The sequence below is a fragment of the Massilia sp. CF038 genome (genome assembly GCF_900129765.1).
Classification (GTDB): domain Bacteria; phylum Pseudomonadota; class Gammaproteobacteria; order Burkholderiales; family Burkholderiaceae_D; genus Telluria_A.
Genome location: NZ_FQWU01000002.1, coordinates 510,379 through 528,554, shown reverse-complemented (window position 1 = coordinate 528,554; position 18,176 = coordinate 510,379). Strand labels below are relative to the sequence as shown.

The window sequence follows — 18,176 nt, the reverse complement described above, 5'->3', positions numbered from 1 at the left end:
TTATGCGCTTGGTGACATAGACTGTCTTCATCGGAGCTAGCAAAGGCCGAATTGATCCCAGAACAGCCATTCGATGATTTTGATGATTATCGATTTTGAATCACTCAGCCCACTTCGGCAATAAGGAGAAACAACATGGCAATTGCAAGCGCAAAACCAGGAAAAAACCTGCTCGACGGCAGTAACCACACCCTGATCATGATCGATCATCAATCGCAAATGGCGTTTGCCACCAAATCCATCGATCCTGTGCTGCTCCGCAACAATGTCGCGCTGGTTGCCAAGGCTGCCAAAGAATTCAAGGTCCCCACCATCCTCACCACGGTTGCTGAAAAATCGTTCTCCGGCCCCATGTTCGACGAAATCAAATCGGTCTTTCCAAACGAAGCAGTGATTGACCGCACCACCATGAATACCTGGGAGGACGCACGCATTGCCGAACGGGTCAACGCAACCGGCAAGCAGAAAATTGTTCTGGCCGGGCTGTGGACCTCCGTGTGCATCGTCGGTCCTGCCTTGTCTGCGCTGGATCAGGGTTTTGAGGTGTACGTGATTGCCGACGCATCGGGCGACATTTCGGACGAAGCGCACCAGCGCGCCATGGAACGCATGATTCAGGCGGGCGCGCGGCCGATGACGGCGCTCCAGTATCTGCTGGAATTACAGCGCGACTGGGCCCGCGGCGAGACCTACAACGACACTGTGGCCACGGCAATTGCCCATGGCGGCGGCTATGGTCTGGGTCTGATTTACGCGAAGACCATGTTCGGCGCCAGCGAAGGGCACTGAGTTGTTGTTCTGACTTACTTTTGCGGCCAGCGCCAGTCGGTTTGCACCTTGCCCGCGCATTGTGCGGGATCGACCAGCTGGCCGCTCTGGATGCCGCGGCAACCCCACATGCGTTCGTGTGTGGGGGTAGAAAATTCGTCCCAGTCCCAATCGCTGTCGGCCACGCGGTATTCGCCGCCGCCGCCGAGACCGACGCCCACACCCACTCCAACCCCCACATTGTTGCTGCGCGACGCCAGACCCACCAGCGCCACACCGATCACGCCCGCGGCGGCGATGGTGGAATTCTGCCGGCTGACCAGGGACTGGCAGGCCGCGTCGTTCAAGCCGCGCGCTTCGGCCGCGCGCCGCACATCGCTGGCGAAAACAGGGTCGCTGCCTTCCCCGGCAGTGCGCAGGGTACGGCACAGCTGGGCATTGCTGATAGAGGCAGAGTCGCGATAAAAGCGGTCTGCGCTGGCCGCGCAACCTTGTAACAGGACAGCGGCGAGCAGCAGGGCGAGAGGCTTGTGGGAGAACGTTTGCATACGCTCGATCTTACGCCGGAAGTCGCGCGATGGCTACGCGCGTCCGTCGTTTTGATTGACACACAATATTAATCGGAATATATTCTTTTCATTAATTGGAATCGCTTCCAATTGCAAGATACGCTCGCACCGCACTTCCTTTCACAACGCGGCTGCGCGCAATAGCGAACAGGCCAATCTCCGTGTTGGCGTGCAGCGGTCCCGCTCCGGTTTGAAAGCGCTTTCATGGCGCCGGGGGGCAGGTCCAATTTCGAAGTGAGTCAGGAGGAGTCATAGTGAAACAAAACAATAAAAAATTCGTGTTGTCGGCCATCGCCAGTGCCATGCTGATGGCCTACGGCGGCGCGTCGGCCAGTGTCACCAGCCCGGTGATCGGGAAATTGCTGTGGTCGGAGGAATTCAATGGCAGCAGTCTGGATACCAGCCGCTGGAGTGCCTACGACGGCAATGGCTGCCAGATCAATCTGTGCGGCTATGGCAATCAGGAACTGGAGTACTACAGCCCGAATAACCTGTCGGTGGTGAATGTGCCGTTTGAATCGGCCACACGGGCACTGGCCATTCAGGCGCGGCGTGAAACCGTGGGCAGCAATTCCTTCACGTCGGGCAAAATCTCCAGCGCAGGCAAGGTGGCAGTGAAATACGGCATGGTGGAAGTACGCCTGGCCACGCCATCGCTTGATACTGGTCTGTGGCCGGCCGCGTGGATGCTGGGCGTGAGCCCGCAAAGCTGGCCGCGCAACGGCGAGATCGACATCATGGAAATGGGGCATCGCGCCGCCGGCCGTGGTGGGGCAGGGATCAATAATTTTGTTGGCGCCAACGTCATCACCTACCAGCAGGCTGCTTGCGTGCCAGGCAATGAAAGCTGCGCCGGCTCGACCGCCTGGAATACCAAGAGCTATTACGTGGCGCCCACCTCGATGGCGAACCGCTTCATTACCTATCGCTTGTATTGGACCGAATCGCAGATGCGTTTCACTGCCGTTGATAATGGCGTTGAGCACAATCTCTATGACAATGTCCTGCCCGTCAACTCGACCAGTTTGCAGGAACCCTTCTATCTGCTGCTGAACCTTGCCGTGGGTGGCAACTTCACGGACGCAGCCAGCCCGGGGCAAGTGACGGCGCCGTTGCCAGGCACCATGTACGTCGACTATGTTCGTGTGTATGAGCTGGACGGCAAAGGCAGTGTCACCATCGGCAACCAGACCAAGCCCGAAGTGGGCAAGTTTGGCGTGTTCACCGACCTGACGGCAGTCAACAACAAGCAAAGCGCGGGCGTGAGCAGCGACATCTTTGTCTGGAATCAGGCCACGGTGGGCGCGGGTAATACCGCACCCGCCGAAGGCAGCAACGTCATCGCCTGGAACTACAATTCGAGCAACCAATGGTTCGGCGGCAGCATCCAGTCGCGTCAGATCCATGACATGAGCAACTTCCGCAACGGTAACGTCAAGCTGAAGATAAAGATTCCAGCCAATGTCGCGTTCAACATCGGCGTGCAGGATACCTACACCAACCAGAACGCGGTGAACTTCCCGGCCAACACGACCGCTTACGGCCTGGTGCGTAATGGTGAGTGGGGCACCGCGACAATTCCGGTCTCGGCTCTGGCCGGCACCAAGGTCGCCTTGCAGTCGATGCTGGACCTGTTCCAGATTTCCAGCGACGCCAATCGCCTGCCGACGGCACCTTTCCAGTTTGCGATCGACGATATTGTGTGGGACAGCGGGACGGTCGTGCCAACGCCAACGCCAACGCCAACGCCGACGCCAACGCCAACGCCAACGCCAACGCCGACGCCGACGCCGACGCCAACGCCGACGCCAACGCCAACGCCGACGCCAACGCCAACGCCAACGCCGACGCCGATCTACAGCACCGCGCAAACCAGTGCCACGGCGCTGCAGTTCCGCGTCAACACGACCAGCTGGGCAGACGTCCATTACACCGTCAACGGGGCCGGGCAGCAGAACTTCCGCATGCGCCAGGATGGTGGCGTGAACACCTTCACGACAACTGGTCTGAAAGTGGGCGATGTGGTCCGCTACAACTTCACGTATTGGGATGTGGCGAAGAACTACGCGATTGATACCGCGCAGCAGAGCTACACCATGAAGTAACCGCCTCGCGGTTATTGAGGGGAACGGCCGCGGCATCGCTCGCGGCCGTTTTTTTTCGCCTTGACAATCCGTTAAGTGCGCGGCCCCGACCACCTTTATGAAATTCGCATTACGTGTGGTCTACAAGCAACTTCCGAGTGCTTTTTCCTGCACAAAATTTAACATTGCTTGTATCATCTTTACGTTGCAATCCCATAATAATCCTGAACCGGAGTCGAACTTGAGCAATCCTTACAACGCGCCTGCAGCGGACATGTCGCATGGTTCGGAAGGTGTCACTACCTACGAACCAAAAATCCTCGCACTCAATGGCCGTATTGGCCGCCTGCGCTATCTGGCGTATTCCTTCGTCTTCGGTATCCTGGCCATGTTCGCGCTCGGTATCATTGCCGCAGTCACGATGGCGATCAGCCCCAAGCTCATGCTTGGCGTGGTTGGCGTGCTGTACATTCCGGTGTTCGCCGTCACTTTCATTCTTGCCCGCCGCCGCTTCAATGACATGGACCGCTCCGGCTGGTTCTCGCTGCTGTTGATCATTCCGTTCGTCAACTTCTTCGTCTCCCTGTGGCTGCTGTTTGGTCCAGGCGACCAGGGCGAAAACGACTTCGGTCTGCCGCCGTGCAAAAACTCGACGGGTGTGGTCATTGGCGCGCTGTCCATCCCGGTGTTCGGTGTGCTGATCGGTATTCTTGCTGCCATCGCCATGCCGGCTTACCAGGACTACACCATGCGCGCGCGCGCTGCGCAGATGCAATCGCAGGAACCCGCATCGGCTCTGCCAGGCTCGCAAGAGTAATTTTTGACCGACCGCACGCCCGCCCGGGCGGCGGTCCCTTGATGCGCTGGCCGGCGTGCTGACGCCGGAGTCCATCTTGAGCAATCCTTATCACGCACCCGCAGCTGACCTGTCCGCGCTGCGCCACGGTGACGCCTCTTACGCACCATCCCTGTTCGCCATCGAAGGCCGTATTGGCCGCGTGCGCTATCTGGCGTATGGCCTCGGCGCCGTGTTCGCCGCAATGGTGCTCTGGTATGCGATGGCTGCTGTCCCCATCGACGTTGGCCCGAACCTGTACATGGCGCCGAGCGTGGTCCAGGCCCTATTTCTGCTGTTTGCAGGGACGGTGCTTGCGCGCCGCCGCCTGCACGACCTTGGTTTCTCGGGCTGGTGGGCGCCGATCCAGTTTATTCCCGTGTTGGGCATCCCCTTCGTTCTATGGCTGCTTGCCGCACCTGGCGTGCGCACGCCGAATCGCTTCGGCCCCGCGCCGGCTGCAAACGCCCGTCTTGCCATTGCCACTGCCAGCGTGGCTGCGCTTCTGCTTGCCACCTCGCTGCTCCAGACAGGGGCATTTTTCTATGTTCGGCTCACAACGCAAAGTGCCATGGAACGGCAGTTGAATTTGCCGCCGACGCCCTGGCCAATATCGTGGCGCACCTGGCCCTACTGGCTGCCCCACTGATTGCGCGCCGTGCATGATCCGTATGCACCACCGGCTGTGTCGACCGGGTACGCGCGCGCGCCAGCGCGGCACGCCCGCATTGGCAGGCTGCGCTTTGTGGCGTTTTCCTTGTCTTGCATGGCAGGCGCCATTGCGCTTGTGTTGATCGCCGCCCAGGTTGCGATCATCTTCAAGCGGTCATGGATCGATAAGGCCGCCGTCATCGTCATTATTCTGACGGTGCTTGCCATGCTGATCTGCCTGCTTTACTTGTGCCGCCGGCGCTGGAACGATCTGGGCCGCTCAGGGTGGTGGAGCGCGCTGCTGTTGGTGCCGGCTGCAGGTCTGCTGGCGCTTGTGGTACTGGTCATTGCGGAAGCTGAGAGCGACAGCAATGATTTTGGCCCGGCGCCGCCCGAAGGCGGCTCCTGGCTGATCGGCTACAGCATGTTCCTGGGGCTGATGATCGTACTGTTCGTGTACCTGGTTCGCGCGTAGTAAAACAGCGCGCAACGCTGGCCTACAACTGGCCGCTTTCCTTGATGTCGAGGTAGCGGTTCACCAGCGTCATGCTCAATCGTTCCGGGGTGATGTCGATCAGGCGGTCAGCCCGAATGCCCAGGCGCCGGATCGCTTCCTTGCGCTGCTGCAGATAATGCACGGTGGCGCTGTAGCGCAGTGCATCGGCCAGACTGTCCACTTGCGTGTCGCGCGCCCGGTCCATGACTTTTTCACGCAGGCTGGCACACATGACCAGGTGCTTGGTCGAGATCAGTTCACAGGCCGAGCGCAGGGCGGTGTCGTCTTCGTCGCGCAAATTGGTGATGATGACCACGAAGGCCCGCTTGGACAGGCGGTTGAGTAGATCGCTGGCAGCCTGGGTGTAGTCGGGCGCCATTTCGGTCGGGTGCAAGTCATACACGCCGGCCAGCAGCCGGTCCAGGCCATTGCGGCCTTTGGCCGGCGCCAGCCAGCGGGTGTCGCCGCCAAAGGACATCAAGCCCACCGCGTCGCCCTGTTTCTGCGCCAGAAAGCCCAGTGTCAGTACGGCATTGAGCGCGTGGTCGAAATGGGTGGTCAGATCGTCGCGCGCCTGCATGCGGCGCCCGGTATCGAGCAAAAACACCACTTGCTGGTCGCGTTCTTCCTGATATTCGCGGGTGATCGGTTTGCCCGTGCGGGCCGTGGCCTTCCAGTCGATCGAACGCATGGCGTCGCCCTGGCGGTATTCGCGCAGCTGGCGGAAGTCGGTGCCTTCGCCGCGGCGGCGCTTGCGCACCGCACCGGCGGTAGGGGCGCGGCGGTCGGTGGCCGACAGGGTGTGCCCCAGCAGCTGAGAAAAATCGGGGAAGATCTTGATGCTCGTTTCGGGCCCGATGCGATGGATGCGGCTCCACAGGCGCAGCGGCGAGACCACGCGCAGATGGGGCGCGCCAAAGCGTGCCTTGCCACGCTTGTCGGGACGCAGGCGGTAGCTGACAGCGATCCAGGCGCCGCTGTCGATGCTGCTGGTGTGGCCCAGGCCTTCCATTTCCCATTCGCCCGGGTAGTCATCGAACAGGTCCAGCGGCAAGGTGCGCCCGCTGTCGTTGTGGACCTTGAGCGTGACCTTGTTCCAGGTGCCGACCGACCACACGTGGGCCAGTTCGCGTTCGATCCGCAGCGCTGGCGCCTTGCGCGAGAGCCAGGCGTCGAGCGCGCCCGCCACCGCCAGAGCCAGTCCGGCACCTTGCCAAACGAGTGCGAGTGGCGCGACGAAACTGGCCGCCAGGCCGAGCGCAGTCCAGGCCCCGGCGGCGACCAGCAGCGTGCGCGTTGGCGTCAGTGCGTCAGCCACGCGGCGCGGCCACTTCTTCGATCAGACCGTGCAGCAGATCGTCGCTGGACAGGCCATCGAGTTCGCTTTCCGGCGAAATGGCAATGCGGTGACGCAGGACCGGCAGGCTGGCTTGCTTGATGTCGTCGGGCGTGACGTAATCGCGCCCGGCCGTCAGGGCCATGGCACGCGCCATGCGCACCAGGGCGATACTGCCGCGCGGGCCGGCGCCAATGCCAATGCCTGGCCAGTCGCGGGTGGCGCGCACCAGGCGCACGGCGTAGGCGGCGACGGCGTCGTCGACCCGGATCTTGGCCACCAGCTGCTGCAGGGCGACGATGGTTTCCGGCTTGATCAGGGTATTCACATGGCTCACTTCGAGGGCGTCGCCGACGCGGTCGCGCGTGACCATCTGCAGCATGGTTTCTTCTTCGGCCTGGCTCGGGTATTCGATGCGCACCTTGATCAGGAAGCGGTCGAGCTGGGCTTCAGGCAGGGGATAGGTGCCCTCGTTCTCAAGCGGGTTCTGCGTGGCCAGCACCATGAACGGCGGTGCCAGCTGATACGACTGGCCCTCGATGGTGACCTGGCGTTCCTGCATCACTTCCAGCAGCGATGACTGGGTCTTGGCGGGCGCACGGTTGATTTCATCGGCCAGCAGCAGGTGCGCGAACACGGGGCCCTTGCGCACACTGAAGGACTGGCTCTTGATGTCGAACATGGCGTGGCCCATGACGTCGGCCGGCATCAGGTCGGGCGTGAACTGGATGCGCGAAAAGTCGCCGGCGAAGGTCTTGGCCAGGGCCTTGACCAGCAGCGTCTTGCCCAGGCCAGGCACGCCCTCGAGCAGCACATGGCCGCCGGCCAGGCAGCAGGCCAGTACCTGGTCGACCACGGTATGCTGGCCCACCACGGCGCTGCGGATCTCGTCGCGCATGCGCGCAATGATGCCGATGGCCTGCGCCAGGCGGTCAGCTGGGATGGCCGGAGCGGCGTTGCTGTCGATGCTATCGTTCATGATGGGTTCTCAGGGTTTGAAGGGTTCGTATCTGTCGTGCGAAAAGCAAGGGCTGCACTGCGGGCGCATGGAACAGCGCTTCCTGGACATGCTGCTGCGACAGCTGGCAGGCTGCAGCGAGGGCAGCCGCCAGGTCGTTTTCGGGCAAGCGCATCAGGCCGGGAACACGGCGCCGCAGCAGGGTCAGGGTATCGTCGCGCGCCGCTTGCAGCAGCAGCTCGGCGCCGCCCGGCGCCTTCCATAGCCAGGCCCCGCTGGCATCGATATGCTCCATCAGCGAGCGCCGTTCCAGTGCCGGGTCCGGCAGCAGCGGGCCAAACCGGCGCAGCGCGGCCCACATGGCCAGCGCCAGCAGGACGGCGGCAGCGAGCATGAGCATGTGGAAACGCGCCCACAGCAGCTGATACCAGGGCAGCACGTCGAAGAACTGGACAATGGTGACCTGGCTGGTCTCGCCCGCCAGCGCACCGAGCGCCAGCAGCAATTCAGCATGGTCCTTGTCCTGCAGGCGGCCGTTATAGAAGTAATTGGTGGCCACCATCACCACTTTGCCTCTGCCGTGGCCGTACACATGCACGGCGTTTTTTGTGTTGTCGCTCCACAGGGGCGGACGCGCCTGGGGCATGCTGGTCAGGGCCATGCGCCCGGTTTCCAGTTCCAGCGTGTGCTGTGTACCCGGCACGATCAGGTAACGCATGTCGTCGGCTTGGCATTCCGGAATCGGGGCCGGGCAGCTGGTGGCGGGTTTGCCCTTGTTGCGCGCGTTGCGAATGCGCTGCTTGGCCAGGCAGGCACGCGAGACAGGCAGGGTGCTCATCCGCACGCCAAACTGGACTGCGATCGGGTCCGATTCCACCAATGCTGCGAGCGGACCGCTGTGACCGCGCACACGGGTAGCGCTGTCATCGTCGTCCTCTTCCTCTTCCTCTTCTTCTGCCTCGTCGGCCTCGTCATCACTGGCGGCGCTGGCGCTGGCCGAGGCGGACGCCGGGCTCTCGGCCTGCTGTTCGTCGGCTGCTTCGGGGGCGTGTTCGTGCTCGTGCTCGTGCTCGTGCTCGTCCTCGTCTTCGCTGTCGGCGTTGACCGCGTTGATGGTGTCCGCTTCGGCTGGGCTGATCCAGCGCGGTTGCGAGATCAAGGTATTGCCTCGTCCGACCCAGGCCAGCAATTGCCTGGCCTGATCCGGCGCCAGATTGCCAAACCCGCCGGCCATGATCAGCGTACCGGCCGGCAGGGTACTGATCGGCGCCTCGCCCAGCGTGCCGACCACCTTGACCGGATGTCCGCGCTGTTTCAGCAGCAGGGTCGCCACGTGCATGCGGTTTTTTTGCATTGCTTCGGACGGTTTGTTGACTGGCCCCCAGCGCAATTCCATCCAGTTGGACCAGGCCCAGATACACAGGGCCGCGATGGCGCCAAGCCCGAGCAGCGCCGCCAGCGCTTTCTGCCAGAACTTCATGCGGCGCTCCTGGCGGGACCAAACTGCGCATCCCATTCGGTGCAGCGCTGTTCCAGCAATGCGCTGTCGAGCCAGCGGCCGGCATAGGCGGCGTCGAGCCACATGGCCGTGGTGGCGGTGGCCACCTGCAGGCGGCCGGCGCCAAGCCGGGCTTCCTGGGCGGCGCGATGGGCCAGACGCAGGCAATCGCCTTCGGTATTGCCCTGGGTGAGCAGCAAGCCATCATCGGAGACCAGGCGCGACAGGGTGGCACGGTACAGCAAGGCCAGGGCGCCACGGCGCTGGCCCTGGGCCCACAGCGCACGCACGGTGGCGGTGATGTCGTCCGGCAGGGATTCGGCACGTATGTCGAGGCCGCCAACCTCAGTCGCGCGGGCCAGGGTGGAACGCGGGCGCCAGCCACCGAACTTGTCGCGGTAGCGATACATGAGCCATGCGACCAGGCCAATGGCGGCGGCAATGAAGGTCACTTTCAGGATCGATGCCAGCGTGTCGAACTTGAGCGGCGGCGTGATCTCGGGTGTCTTGGTTTTCTTTTTGTCGAGATTGAATTCCTTCAGAGTCCAGCTTTGCGTGCAAATCCAGCCGTGCACTTCGCGCGTTGCGTACAGGGCGTCGACCTCGCGCCGCGCGCGTGCCTGCTGCTCGTTGCTGGCGGCAGTACGCGTCAAGGGGTCGGCCGGGGCGGGAATGCGGCAGCTGTCGGCGCCGCGACCCGTGGCGGCAGGCAGGGCCGCGTCGGCGGCATTGGCTGGCGGTGGTGAACCGAGCATGGCGACCATCAGGCAGGCTAGCAGCATGGCGGCCGCGCCGCGCGTGTGTGCGCGCGTTGCTGCCGGTGGCGCAATCTGGCGCAGCTGCAGTTCCAGGTCCCACGCTTCAAGACTGGCGCGGCGGTTCAGGTAGAGCGTGAAGCCGCAGGCGGTGTAAATGGGCGCCATGATGGCGGTGGCAGTTGCATACACGGCCAGCATGAGCAACTTGAGCCAGAATTTGTCGCCGTCGCCGCTGAACAGATTGACCAGCAGGACAAAGGGATTGATACCGTCACTGTCGCTGACAAACAGGCCGATGAAGCTGATGATCCCAACGACCAGCATCAGCTCGATCACGAAACAGATGAAGCCGAAAAAGAAGGCGGTCATCAAGGTGCCCTGGCGGCCCAGCACGCGGCGGCGTGCGCTGGCCACCGCGCCGCGCGCGTTTTCCAGCTGCCAGACGGGCTGGGCCAGGCTGCGTGCATGGGCGAAGGGGCGGCCCCAGGTGAGCAGACGGAACCAGCCACCGCCAAGCTGGCGTGGCCAGGCGCGCACCGCTTCCTGCCAGGTGACGGTGGTGCCGAACACCTGGCGCGACAAGACGTACAAGGGCGCGCGTTCCAGCAAGGGCTTGCACCACCAGATGAGCAGAGCCCAGCACCAGGCCAGGTGCGGGAAGCCCCAGGTCAGGACAGCGGCGCCAGCGACCAGGGGCAGCCACAGCGCCAGGTAAGCCTTGTAGGCGGCGCCCGCATGGGAACGCAGCAGGGCGAAGCCCAGGTCGAGCGCTTGTGAATTGGTGCGCGGACGCAGTTCGATCTGTAAATGGTCTATTTGCATGGTCGGTTCTTATTGCTGGCGCCGGCCTGCAAACACGAAAAAGGCAATCACGAGGGCCCAGCACAGGGCGCCCACACCATACTTGACGCTGGTGGGGATGGATGGCGCGGCCGACCAGAACGCTTCGATAAACGCCGCGCCGAAGGTCATGACCGCGCCGCCCACCATGACTGGGAAAATCGCGCGGCTCGCTACCTGCAGTGCGTGACCGCGGGTACGCCGGCCCGGATGGATCAGGGTCAGACCCAGGCGCATGCCGGCCATGGCCGAAAACAGCAGGCCGGGGATCTCCAGACTGGAATGGGTGATAACGAACGACCAGAAGGTATGGCGGGTGGTCGGGTCCTTGCTCAGCCAGGCCCCAATCACGCCCATATGCATGCCGTTGAACGCGGTGCTGATCAGCGCCGGAACCCCGCCCAGGATGCCGCCAGCAAAGGTGCGGAAATCAATCGACACATTGTTCCAGATGTAGAACCCGAACATCATGACGTCGCCTTCGCCCCCACGCCCCGTTTTGAGCTGGCCGGGCTGGTACATCTTGCGATAGCTTTCAAGCTGTTCCGGGCTGCTGAAACTGTAAGCCCAGTGGGGTTCGAACCAGATCAGCAAGCCGACCACCAGGGCCACGCCGTAAAACGCCAGGCATGCAAGCAGCAGCAGGCGCCACTCGGCCCGCACGGTGGACGGGAAATCGACCAGCATCCAGCGCAGCAACGTGGTGGGACGGGCCACGCCAGCGCCGTACAGCTGACGGTGGCATTGACTCACCATGTCCTGTAAATAGGCGGCGATGGCAGGGGAGTATCCGCGCTGACGCGCCAGCGCCAGGCACTGGCACAGGCGCCGATACATGGCCGGCAAGTCGCGCCGGTCGGCCTGCTTGTCTTGGAGGACGGTAGCAATGGATGCCCACAGGGCCTCGTTCTGGGCTACAAATTGTTGCTGCTTCATTGGGTAAATCCTGCCACGTAGCCGCGCATGCGTTCGACTGACGCCTCGCCGGTGGTGCCTGTCAGCGGTTCGGCGATGGTGCCCAGCTCGTGCATGCGTTCAGCCGGCAAGCGCGCTTCGCGCTCGAACAGGTCAGTCAGTGTGCGTTGCTGGTCAGCATTGAGAGGGAAAGGCAGGGGTAGCGGGGCAGCTGCTTGCGGCAGCGGCCGGGTGGCAGGCTTTTCGACATGGATCACCAGGGTGCCGGCGACGATGTCGCCAATGCGGCGAAAGCGGCTGTCGAACATCATCGAGATCAGCCCCGTGAGATAGCACATCGGCAGCAGATCGGCGAACAGCAGCAAATTGCGTAACGTTGATTCACGCCAGCCCACGGGCAGGCCGTTGGCGCGCACCACTTGCAGCCCGGTGGCGCGCTTGCCCAGGGTCCGTCCGCCCCAGTACACCTCGCACAGGATGGGGTAACCCCAGTACATGACAAACAGCACCACCAGCAAAATACCCTGCGTCATCTTGCCGGCAGGAACCATGGTAACAAGGGCGGAATACACCATCACGTAGATCAGGTAATCGATCAACATCGCGGTGGCGCGCAGGAAGGGGCCGGCTGGCGTGAGCAACAGGCGGACGCCCTCGGGCGTGGTCAGGGAAAGGCGGCCGTCTAGCAAAGGGTGCTCCGTACTGCCATGCTGCGCTTGCCCTTGATGCTAACCGCCATTCAATTCACCTGATATTCGCTAAGTAGGAATATTGTAGCGAAGAAAGCATGTGCTGATAGCAAATAAATAGGGATCAGGGCAAAAATGTTGCATTTTGATCCAGTTGACATGCAAAAGGCCCGCGAACGGGCCTCTTGCAATGCGCAGTGGGATGCTATTACTGGTGCTGGCGCAGCTGGTCAAAGCCAACCCGGCCTGCCTTGTAGCAGGCGCCGGCACACAGTTCCAGGCCAGCGCGGTCCAGCACCACGATGGTGCCGCGGCGGTACTGGATGAAGCCTTCCGCCTGCAGCTTGCCGGCGGTGAGGGTGATGCTTTCGCGGCGCACACCCAGCATGGTGGCCATGGTCTCTTGCGTGACTTTCAGTTCGCTCGACAGGGAACGGTCCAGACGCTCGAGCAGCCAGCGGCTCAGTTTTTGCTCCAGCGTGCAGTGGCGGCCACCGACCACATTCTGGGCCAGCTGGCCGAACATGGCGAAGGTGTAGCGCATCAACAGCTGGGCAAAGGCGCCGCCCTGGGCAAACAATTCGCGCAGAGCGTCGGTGCGCAGGCGATAGCCGTAGCCGGCCACTTGCACCACGGCCGAGCAGGTGGCGCGCTCGTTGGCGTACATGGCAACACCGACCACGCCTTCACGGCCGACCACAGCGATCTCGGTGGTGGCGCCGTCTTCCATCACATAGTGCAGCGAGACGATGGCGTTGGTAGGGAAGTAGGCGTATTCGAATTTGCTGCCAAAGTCGTACAGGTAGTCGCCTTTTTTCAGCGGCACCAGTTCCAGGTAAGGGAACAGGTGTTCAAGATCGGCGCGGCCCAGCGCGCGCAGCAGTTCGTTCTGCTGGGCGCCGGTCAGGCTGATAGGGGAGGCGGATACAGGGGCCGGGGCAGTGGCGTCGCCCAGCACGATTTCACGGATTGCTGCGGACGAGGATGGGGTGGAGCGTTGGGTTTGCGCGTACATGGCAGGCCTCTTGTTCAATATGTTCTTGGTGATTGCTCGTCTGTCGCGTCCGCTTTCTGCGTGACGCTTCGTTAGTGATACTTTATACAGCCGAGCTGGCCCTGTCATCGGAGCAACAGACGCCGGGATGTAAGGGCAATCGACGCGCTTGTGTAAGCAACAAGAATAGTTGGCTGTCGTCTAAGTCCTACGTGGCAGGGGCGGGGGCTCGGCTCAGTGGCTGCGGCGGCGCCGCTCGGGGTGGGTGAGTACGCGCAGTGCCACGGCGAAATCGACCCCGCGCTTGTGCAGGTAGAGGGCTGCTGCATGGGTATCGAGCACTTGCTGGACTTCGATTGCCTGTTCGACCTGCTTGGCGGTGCGAATGTCGGGCCGGGGAAGATAATGGTCGTCGTGCATGGGTGCCTCCTTTGGAAAAATATAGCACGCATGCCATGGCTGCACGATACAAAGCTTGGCGCAGTTGCCTGTAAATATTTCTGAGTCGTACTATCCCGGTGTAAGATTGCGGGCCTGGTGTGCAGGCGGCCATCGCTCTGGAGTTCTCCTTGAAATACACCTACCGTTCTACCTTGTTCGCGGCGCTGGTCGCCACTGCCGTGTGTGCGCCGGCGCTGGCCGGCGAAGTGCTGGTTTCCGCCGCCAAACTGCTCGATGTACGCAGCGGCAAAATGATCAACGATCCGCAAGTGCTGATACGCGACGGGCGCATTGTCGCCATCGGCCAGGGTGCCGCTGCCTTCACGCCCGGTCCGTCGACCACGCGCGTGGACTTGCCAGGACTGACCTTGCTGCCAGGGCTGATCGACATGCACGTCCACCTCGACAGCGACCCCAGTTACGGCGGCTACACCGGCCTGGAATATGGCGACCGCTTCTGGTCGGTGCTGACGGTGCCGCATGCCGGCAAAACCCTGGACGCCGGATTTACCACCGTGCGCAATGTGGGCGCGGACGCCTGGAATGATGTGGGCCTGCGCCAGGCCATCAGCGAAGGCAAGGTGCGCGGTCCGCGCGTGGTGACGGCCAGTTATGCGTTTGGCGCCACTGGCGGGCATTGCGATTCGACCTTCTTCCCACCATCGATGAAGCAGAGCAGCCCTTACAACGCCGACAGTCCCGAACAAGGGCGCAAGATGGTGCGCGAGCTGCGCAAATACGGGGCCCAGGTCATCAAGATCTGCGCCACCGGCGGCGTATTTTCGCGCAATACCGAGCCGGGCCAGCAGCAACTGAGCCTGGCCGAAATGAAGGCAATTGCCGAAGAAGCGCACCAGTGGGGCTTGCAGGTGGCCGCGCACGCGCATGGCGCTTCGGGCATCAAGGATGCGATCCGCGCCGGCGTGAACACGATCGAGCATGCCAGTCTGATTGACGATGAAGGCATTGCCCTGGCCAAGAAGTATGGCGCCTGGCTGTCGATGGATATCTATAACACCGAGTACACCCAGGCCGAAGGCAAGAAGAACGGCACCCTGGAAGACAATCTGCGCAAGGACCGCGAAGTGGCCGATGCACAGCGTGAAGGCTTCCGCCGCGCCCATGCGGCCGGCGTGAAGATGGTGTACGGGACCGATGCCGGCGTCTACCCGCACGGCGACAATGCGCGCCAGTTCGCCTGGATGGTCAAGTATGGCATGACGCCTTTGCAGGCCATTCAGGCCGCAACCCTGAACGCGTCCGAAGCGCTGGCCAGCAAGGATGTGGGCGTGATTGAGGTGGGCCGCTTTGGCGACATGGTGGCGGTGGCGGGCGACCCCACGCGTGATGTGACGCTGCTCGAGAACGTGGCGGTGGTGATCAAGAATGGCGATGTGGTGCTGAACAAGGTGGCGCCGGCGGCGGCCAAGCCTTGAGCGCAGCTTCCGCCAAACGCAGCAAGGCCGCGCCGGGCACCTACCCGGTGGGCGCGGCCAGTTTGCGTGCGCAAGTACTGGCCGTGATGCTGGCGCCCGACGACATGACCGGCGTGGACAGCATTTTCGAGCACCGCAAGGTGAGCCTGCACACGGTGGTGCGGGCGCTGGTGCGCAAGTATGAATGGCCGATTGAACGGCGTGATTTCCCCACTAATACTGCCGACGGGCGTGCGGCCTGGGCTTCGGTGTACTGTTTGCCGCGGGAGGTGATTGATGCGGCGCTGGCAGGTCAGGGCGCTGACTGGCTCGATGGCGTGCGCGCTGCTCGCATGGCGCGCGCACGGCGGCGGTAGGCGGCACAACGAATGACGCAACATCGCCCTCGCGAAGGCGGGGGGCTATTCCACGTCTCCGGATTCTGGGACGTGGTATGGGCCCCCGCCTTCGCGAGGGCGATGTTGGTGGAATTCCTGGTCAGTGCAGCTTGACCGAGGGCGACAGCTTGTCCTGAATCCAGTCCACCACCGTCTGCGCGGCCATCCGCACAAAACCGTGCAGCGCCATCAGGTGCTTGCGGTACATGAGCGCGTACAGCACGCGCGCCAGCGCACCGCCCACCTGCATCTTGCGCTCGCCCACGGCCCCGCGCAGCATGCCCACCGCAGCCAGGGGGCCTAGCGAGACCAGCGAACCATAATCACGGTAGGCAAACACGGGGGCCTTGGTCTGGCCGTCGCAGGCCAGCACCTCGGCTAAAAACATGGCTTGCTGGTGCGCCGCCTGGGCCCGTGGCGGCACCGTGCCGCGGATCGGACAGACAAAGCTGGCGCAGTCGCCGATGGCATAAATGTGCGCGTCGCCCAGCGCCTTGAGGCTGGGTTCCACCACGATCTGACGCAGGCGGTTCACTTGCAGGCCGAAGCTGGCGCAGATGGCGGGCGCTTCCACGCCTGCCGCCCACAGGGTAATGGTCGATGGGTAGCAGCTACCCTCGGTGTCGCGCACCTCGTGCGCGCTGACGCTGGCCACGGCGGTATCAGTAAACACCTTGATGCCCAGTGAGCGCAAATGGCGCGCCGCGCGCTTGGACAAACGCGGATGCAAATGCGGCAGCAGCAGGGAACCCCGTTCCAGAATGCGGATGCGCACGTCGCGCTGCGGGTCAAGGGCATGCACCTTGTAGCGCGCCAGGGTGCGCGCGCTGTGACTGAGTTCGGCCGCCAGTTCCACGCCGGTGGCGCCACCGCCCACAATCACGATGTCGACTGTCTGCTCGGCGCCACCACTGGCGGCGTTGCGGCTGCTGGCCTGCAGGCAGCCATCCATGAAGCGCTGGCGGAAGGCTTCGGCCTGGGGTACGTCGTCGAGCGTGAGTACGTGTTCGCTGGCGCCGGGCACGCCAAAAAAATTGGTGACCGAGCCCAGTGCCAGCACCAGCTTGTCGTAGGCCAGCGAGCGGGCCGGTACCAGTTCGGCGCCATCGTCGGCCAGCAGCGGGGCCAGTGTGATGCAGCGCGCGCTGCGGTCCACGCCAGTGACCTCGCCCCGTACAAATTCAAAGCCGTGTTCACATGCCTGGGCTGCATAGTCGACCTGGGTGACGTGCGGGTCGCGCTTGCCCGAGGCGACGGTGTGCAGGAGCGGCTTCCAGAAGTGCGCCGGCCAGCGATCGACCAGCAGCACGCGTGCGCGTCCGGCCTTGCCGGCGCTGTCTCCCAGCCGTGTGGCCAGTTCCAGTCCACCGGCGCCGCCGCCAACGATGACGATTGTTTGCATGATTGTCCCTCCCATGACTGGTAATATACGTGGGCACGAAGTAAAAGAAAAATCAGACTTTTTCAATAATCGATAAGGAAAACCTTATGTATCACGCCAGCTTCCGTCAGCTTCAGTCGCTTGTTCTGGTGGCCCGTCACGAAAGCGTGTCGCGCGCGGCGGAAGCGCTGCATGTGACGCAACCGGCGGTGTCGCTGCAATTGCGCACGCTGGAAGAAATCACCGGCACGCCGCTCACGCGCAAGGTGGGGCGTTCGATCCAGCTGACTGCCGCCGGCGAAGTGATGCTGCAGTTTTCCGAACGTATTTTGCATTTGTGGGAGCAGGCCGGCGACGAGCTGGCAGCGCTGGGCGGGGTGACCAGCGGTACCTTGCGGATTGGCGCGGTGACCACGGCCGAACACTTGCTGCCGCCACTGCTGGTGCCGTTCACGATGGAGCGGCCCGATGTGCGCCTGAAGCTGCAGGTGGGGAACCGGGTCGAAATTCTGGGCATGCTGGCGCGCCAGGAAATCGACCTGGCCATCATGGGCACGCCGCCACGCGAGATGCGCACCAATGCCGCCCGCTTTGCGCGCCATCCAATGGGCTTTGTCGCCAGTCCCGATCATCCGCTCATGAAAAAGCGCAAGGTCACGCTGGGCGACGTGCTGCAGGCCAATCTGCTGGTGCGCGAACGCGGTTCGGGTACCCGCACAGCGGTGGAAAAGCTGTGCAAGGATGGCGGTTACCCGCTCAACTTCGGGTCCGAAGTGTCGTCCAACGAGGCCATCAAGCGCATGGTGTCGGCCGGCCTGGGGCTGGGATTTTTGTCGGTGCACGCCTGCGCGCTGGAATTTGAGGCGGGCCTGATCAAACTGCTGCCGATGCAGGGCAACCCGCTGGAAGCGGACTGGCACATCATGCACCTGACCGACCATCCAATCGCCAAGGTGGCCGCCGCGTTCCAGGACTTTGTGATCGACCAGGGTCAGACCCTGGTGCAGCGCGAGCTGGAAGCGTTTTACCGGCCGTTGCGGCGCCTGCGCAAGCCCTGAGTCTGCATTTGCGCTGCGGCAATATCCTGCGGGCAAAAGTTCGCCATGATCGATACGGCTGCGTCCTCGTTCCGGGGGCGACGTTTCTTATT

At 62.9% G+C, this 18,176-nt stretch carries 18 protein-coding genes; 8 read left to right on the top strand and 10 right to left on the bottom strand.

From position 1 onward, the window contains the following. The first annotated feature begins 135 nt into the window (after window positions 1–135). Complete coding sequence (locus BUC24_RS12505; protein WP_073216385.1) at window positions 136–789, top strand: hydrolase; 654 nt, start codon at window positions 136–138, stop codon at window positions 787–789. Between the two features lie 14 nt (window positions 790–803). On the opposite strand, the gene BUC24_RS12500 is transcribed toward BUC24_RS12505, so the two are convergent. Continuing rightward, a complete protein-coding gene (locus BUC24_RS12500; protein ID WP_073216382.1) occupies window positions 804–1,316 on the bottom strand; it encodes a hypothetical protein in 513 nt (170 codons plus the stop codon). Window positions 1,317–1,591: 275 nt separating this feature from the next. Between BUC24_RS12500 and BUC24_RS12495 the strand changes: the two genes are divergently transcribed. The 4 genes from BUC24_RS12495 (at window position 1,592) to BUC24_RS12480 (ending at window position 5,382) form a co-directional block, all read left to right on the top strand. Further along, window positions 1,592–3,442: a glycoside hydrolase family 16 protein gene (locus BUC24_RS12495; RefSeq protein WP_229448193.1), complete on the top strand. Its 1,851-nt coding sequence runs from the start codon at window positions 1,592–1,594 to the stop codon at window positions 3,440–3,442. A 220-nt stretch (window positions 3,443–3,662) separates the two neighbouring features. Beyond that, entirely contained in the window at window positions 3,663–4,238 is a 576-nt protein-coding gene (locus BUC24_RS12490) for a DUF805 domain-containing protein (RefSeq protein ID WP_178372538.1), read from the top strand. 76 nt (window positions 4,239–4,314) lie between these two features. Beyond that, window positions 4,315–4,905 (top strand): DUF805 domain-containing protein, encoded by a 591-nt coding sequence (locus BUC24_RS12485; protein ID WP_073216379.1) that lies wholly within the window; start codon window positions 4,315–4,317, stop codon window positions 4,903–4,905. A 9-nt stretch (window positions 4,906–4,914) separates the two neighbouring features. After that, window positions 4,915–5,382 (top strand): DUF805 domain-containing protein, encoded by a 468-nt coding sequence (locus BUC24_RS12480; RefSeq protein WP_143167501.1) that lies wholly within the window; start codon window positions 4,915–4,917, stop codon window positions 5,380–5,382. A 22-nt stretch (window positions 5,383–5,404) separates the two neighbouring features. Here the strand turns inward: BUC24_RS12480 and BUC24_RS12475 are convergent, their stop codons facing one another. The 8 genes from BUC24_RS12475 to BUC24_RS12440 form a co-directional block, all read right to left on the bottom strand. Next, window positions 5,405–6,721 carry a DUF58 domain-containing protein gene (locus tag BUC24_RS12475; RefSeq protein WP_083598895.1) on the bottom strand — a complete coding sequence of 439 codons (1,317 nt, stop codon included), beginning with the start codon at window positions 6,719–6,721 and terminating at the stop codon, window positions 5,405–5,407. Then, on the bottom strand, window positions 6,714–7,718 hold the full coding sequence (locus BUC24_RS12470; protein WP_073216375.1) for an AAA family ATPase: 1,005 nt from the start codon (window positions 7,716–7,718) through the stop codon (window positions 6,714–6,716). The genes BUC24_RS12475 and BUC24_RS12470 overlap by 8 nt, the downstream gene beginning before the upstream one ends. Next, window positions 7,708–9,177 carry a DUF4350 domain-containing protein gene (locus BUC24_RS12465; RefSeq protein WP_073216372.1) on the bottom strand — a complete coding sequence of 490 codons (1,470 nt, stop codon included), beginning with the start codon at window positions 9,175–9,177 and terminating at the stop codon, window positions 7,708–7,710. Before BUC24_RS12465 ends, BUC24_RS12470 begins: the two co-directional genes overlap by 11 nt. Further along, window positions 9,174–10,775, bottom strand: a complete 1,602-nt coding sequence (locus BUC24_RS12460) for a hypothetical protein (protein WP_073216370.1) — start codon at window positions 10,773–10,775, stop codon at window positions 9,174–9,176. Before BUC24_RS12460 ends, BUC24_RS12465 begins: the two co-directional genes overlap by 4 nt. 9 nt (window positions 10,776–10,784) lie before the next feature. Further along, the gene (locus BUC24_RS12455) at window positions 10,785–11,729 is read right to left on the bottom strand and encodes a stage II sporulation protein M (RefSeq protein WP_073216367.1); all 945 of its coding nucleotides are present in this window, start codon (window positions 11,727–11,729) and stop codon (window positions 10,785–10,787) included. Continuing rightward, window positions 11,726–12,397: an RDD family protein gene (locus BUC24_RS12450; RefSeq protein ID WP_073216364.1), complete on the bottom strand. Its 672-nt coding sequence runs from the start codon at window positions 12,395–12,397 to the stop codon at window positions 11,726–11,728. The genes BUC24_RS12455 and BUC24_RS12450 overlap by 4 nt, the downstream gene beginning before the upstream one ends. 208 nt (window positions 12,398–12,605) lie before the next feature. Then, on the bottom strand, window positions 12,606–13,412 hold the full coding sequence (locus BUC24_RS12445; RefSeq protein ID WP_073216362.1) for a Crp/Fnr family transcriptional regulator: 807 nt from the start codon (window positions 13,410–13,412) through the stop codon (window positions 12,606–12,608). Window positions 13,413–13,625: 213 nt separating this feature from the next. Next, a complete protein-coding gene (locus tag BUC24_RS12440) occupies window positions 13,626–13,811 on the bottom strand; it encodes a hypothetical protein (RefSeq protein ID WP_073216359.1) in 186 nt (61 codons plus the stop codon). Between the two features lie 149 nt (window positions 13,812–13,960). Between BUC24_RS12440 and BUC24_RS12435 the strand changes: the two genes are divergently transcribed. Together BUC24_RS12435 and BUC24_RS12430 are read left to right on the top strand one after the other, a co-directional pair. Beyond that, window positions 13,961–15,268 carry a Xaa-Pro dipeptidase gene (locus BUC24_RS12435; RefSeq protein WP_073216356.1) on the top strand — a complete coding sequence of 436 codons (1,308 nt, stop codon included), beginning with the start codon at window positions 13,961–13,963 and terminating at the stop codon, window positions 15,266–15,268. Continuing rightward, the gene (locus BUC24_RS12430; RefSeq protein ID WP_083598894.1) at window positions 15,265–15,624 is read left to right on the top strand and encodes a hypothetical protein; all 360 of its coding nucleotides are present in this window, start codon (window positions 15,265–15,267) and stop codon (window positions 15,622–15,624) included. Before BUC24_RS12435 ends, BUC24_RS12430 begins: the two co-directional genes overlap by 4 nt. Window positions 15,625–15,745: 121 nt before the next feature. On the opposite strand, the gene BUC24_RS12425 is transcribed toward BUC24_RS12430, so the two are convergent. Next, entirely contained in the window at window positions 15,746–17,047 is a 1,302-nt protein-coding gene (locus BUC24_RS12425; RefSeq protein ID WP_143167500.1) for an NAD(P)/FAD-dependent oxidoreductase, read from the bottom strand. An 86-nt stretch (window positions 17,048–17,133) separates the two neighbouring features. Between BUC24_RS12425 and BUC24_RS12420 the strand changes: the two genes are divergently transcribed. Further along, window positions 17,134–18,084: a LysR family transcriptional regulator gene (locus tag BUC24_RS12420; RefSeq protein WP_073216350.1), complete on the top strand. Its 951-nt coding sequence runs from the start codon at window positions 17,134–17,136 to the stop codon at window positions 18,082–18,084. The last annotated feature ends 92 nt before the right edge of the window (window positions 18,085–18,176 follow it).

Coding starts and splice junctions, on each gene's coding strand:
- BUC24_RS12465 (WP_073216372.1), bottom strand. CDS start 9,177: ATGAAGTTCTGGCAGAAAGCGCTGGCGGCGCTGCTCGGGCTTGGCGCC.
- BUC24_RS12420 (WP_073216350.1), top strand. CDS start 17,134: ATGTATCACGCCAGCTTCCGTCAGCTTCAGTCGCTTGTTCTGGTGGCC.
- BUC24_RS12445 (WP_073216362.1), bottom strand. CDS start 13,412: ATGTACGCGCAAACCCAACGCTCCACCCCATCCTCGTCCGCAGCAATC.
- BUC24_RS12470 (WP_073216375.1), bottom strand. CDS start 7,718: ATGAACGATAGCATCGACAGCAACGCCGCTCCGGCCATCCCAGCTGAC.
- BUC24_RS12500 (WP_073216382.1), bottom strand. CDS start 1,316: ATGCAAACGTTCTCCCACAAGCCTCTCGCCCTGCTGCTCGCCGCTGTC.
- BUC24_RS12460 (WP_073216370.1), bottom strand. CDS start 10,775: ATGCAAATAGACCATTTACAGATCGAACTGCGTCCGCGCACCAATTCA.
- BUC24_RS12425 (WP_143167500.1), bottom strand. CDS start 17,047: ATGCAAACAATCGTCATCGTTGGCGGCGGCGCCGGTGGACTGGAACTG.
- BUC24_RS12505 (WP_073216385.1), top strand. CDS start 136: ATGGCAATTGCAAGCGCAAAACCAGGAAAAAACCTGCTCGACGGCAGT.
- BUC24_RS12455 (WP_073216367.1), bottom strand. CDS start 11,729: ATGAAGCAGCAACAATTTGTAGCCCAGAACGAGGCCCTGTGGGCATCC.
- BUC24_RS12440 (WP_073216359.1), bottom strand. CDS start 13,811: ATGCACGACGACCATTATCTTCCCCGGCCCGACATTCGCACCGCCAAG.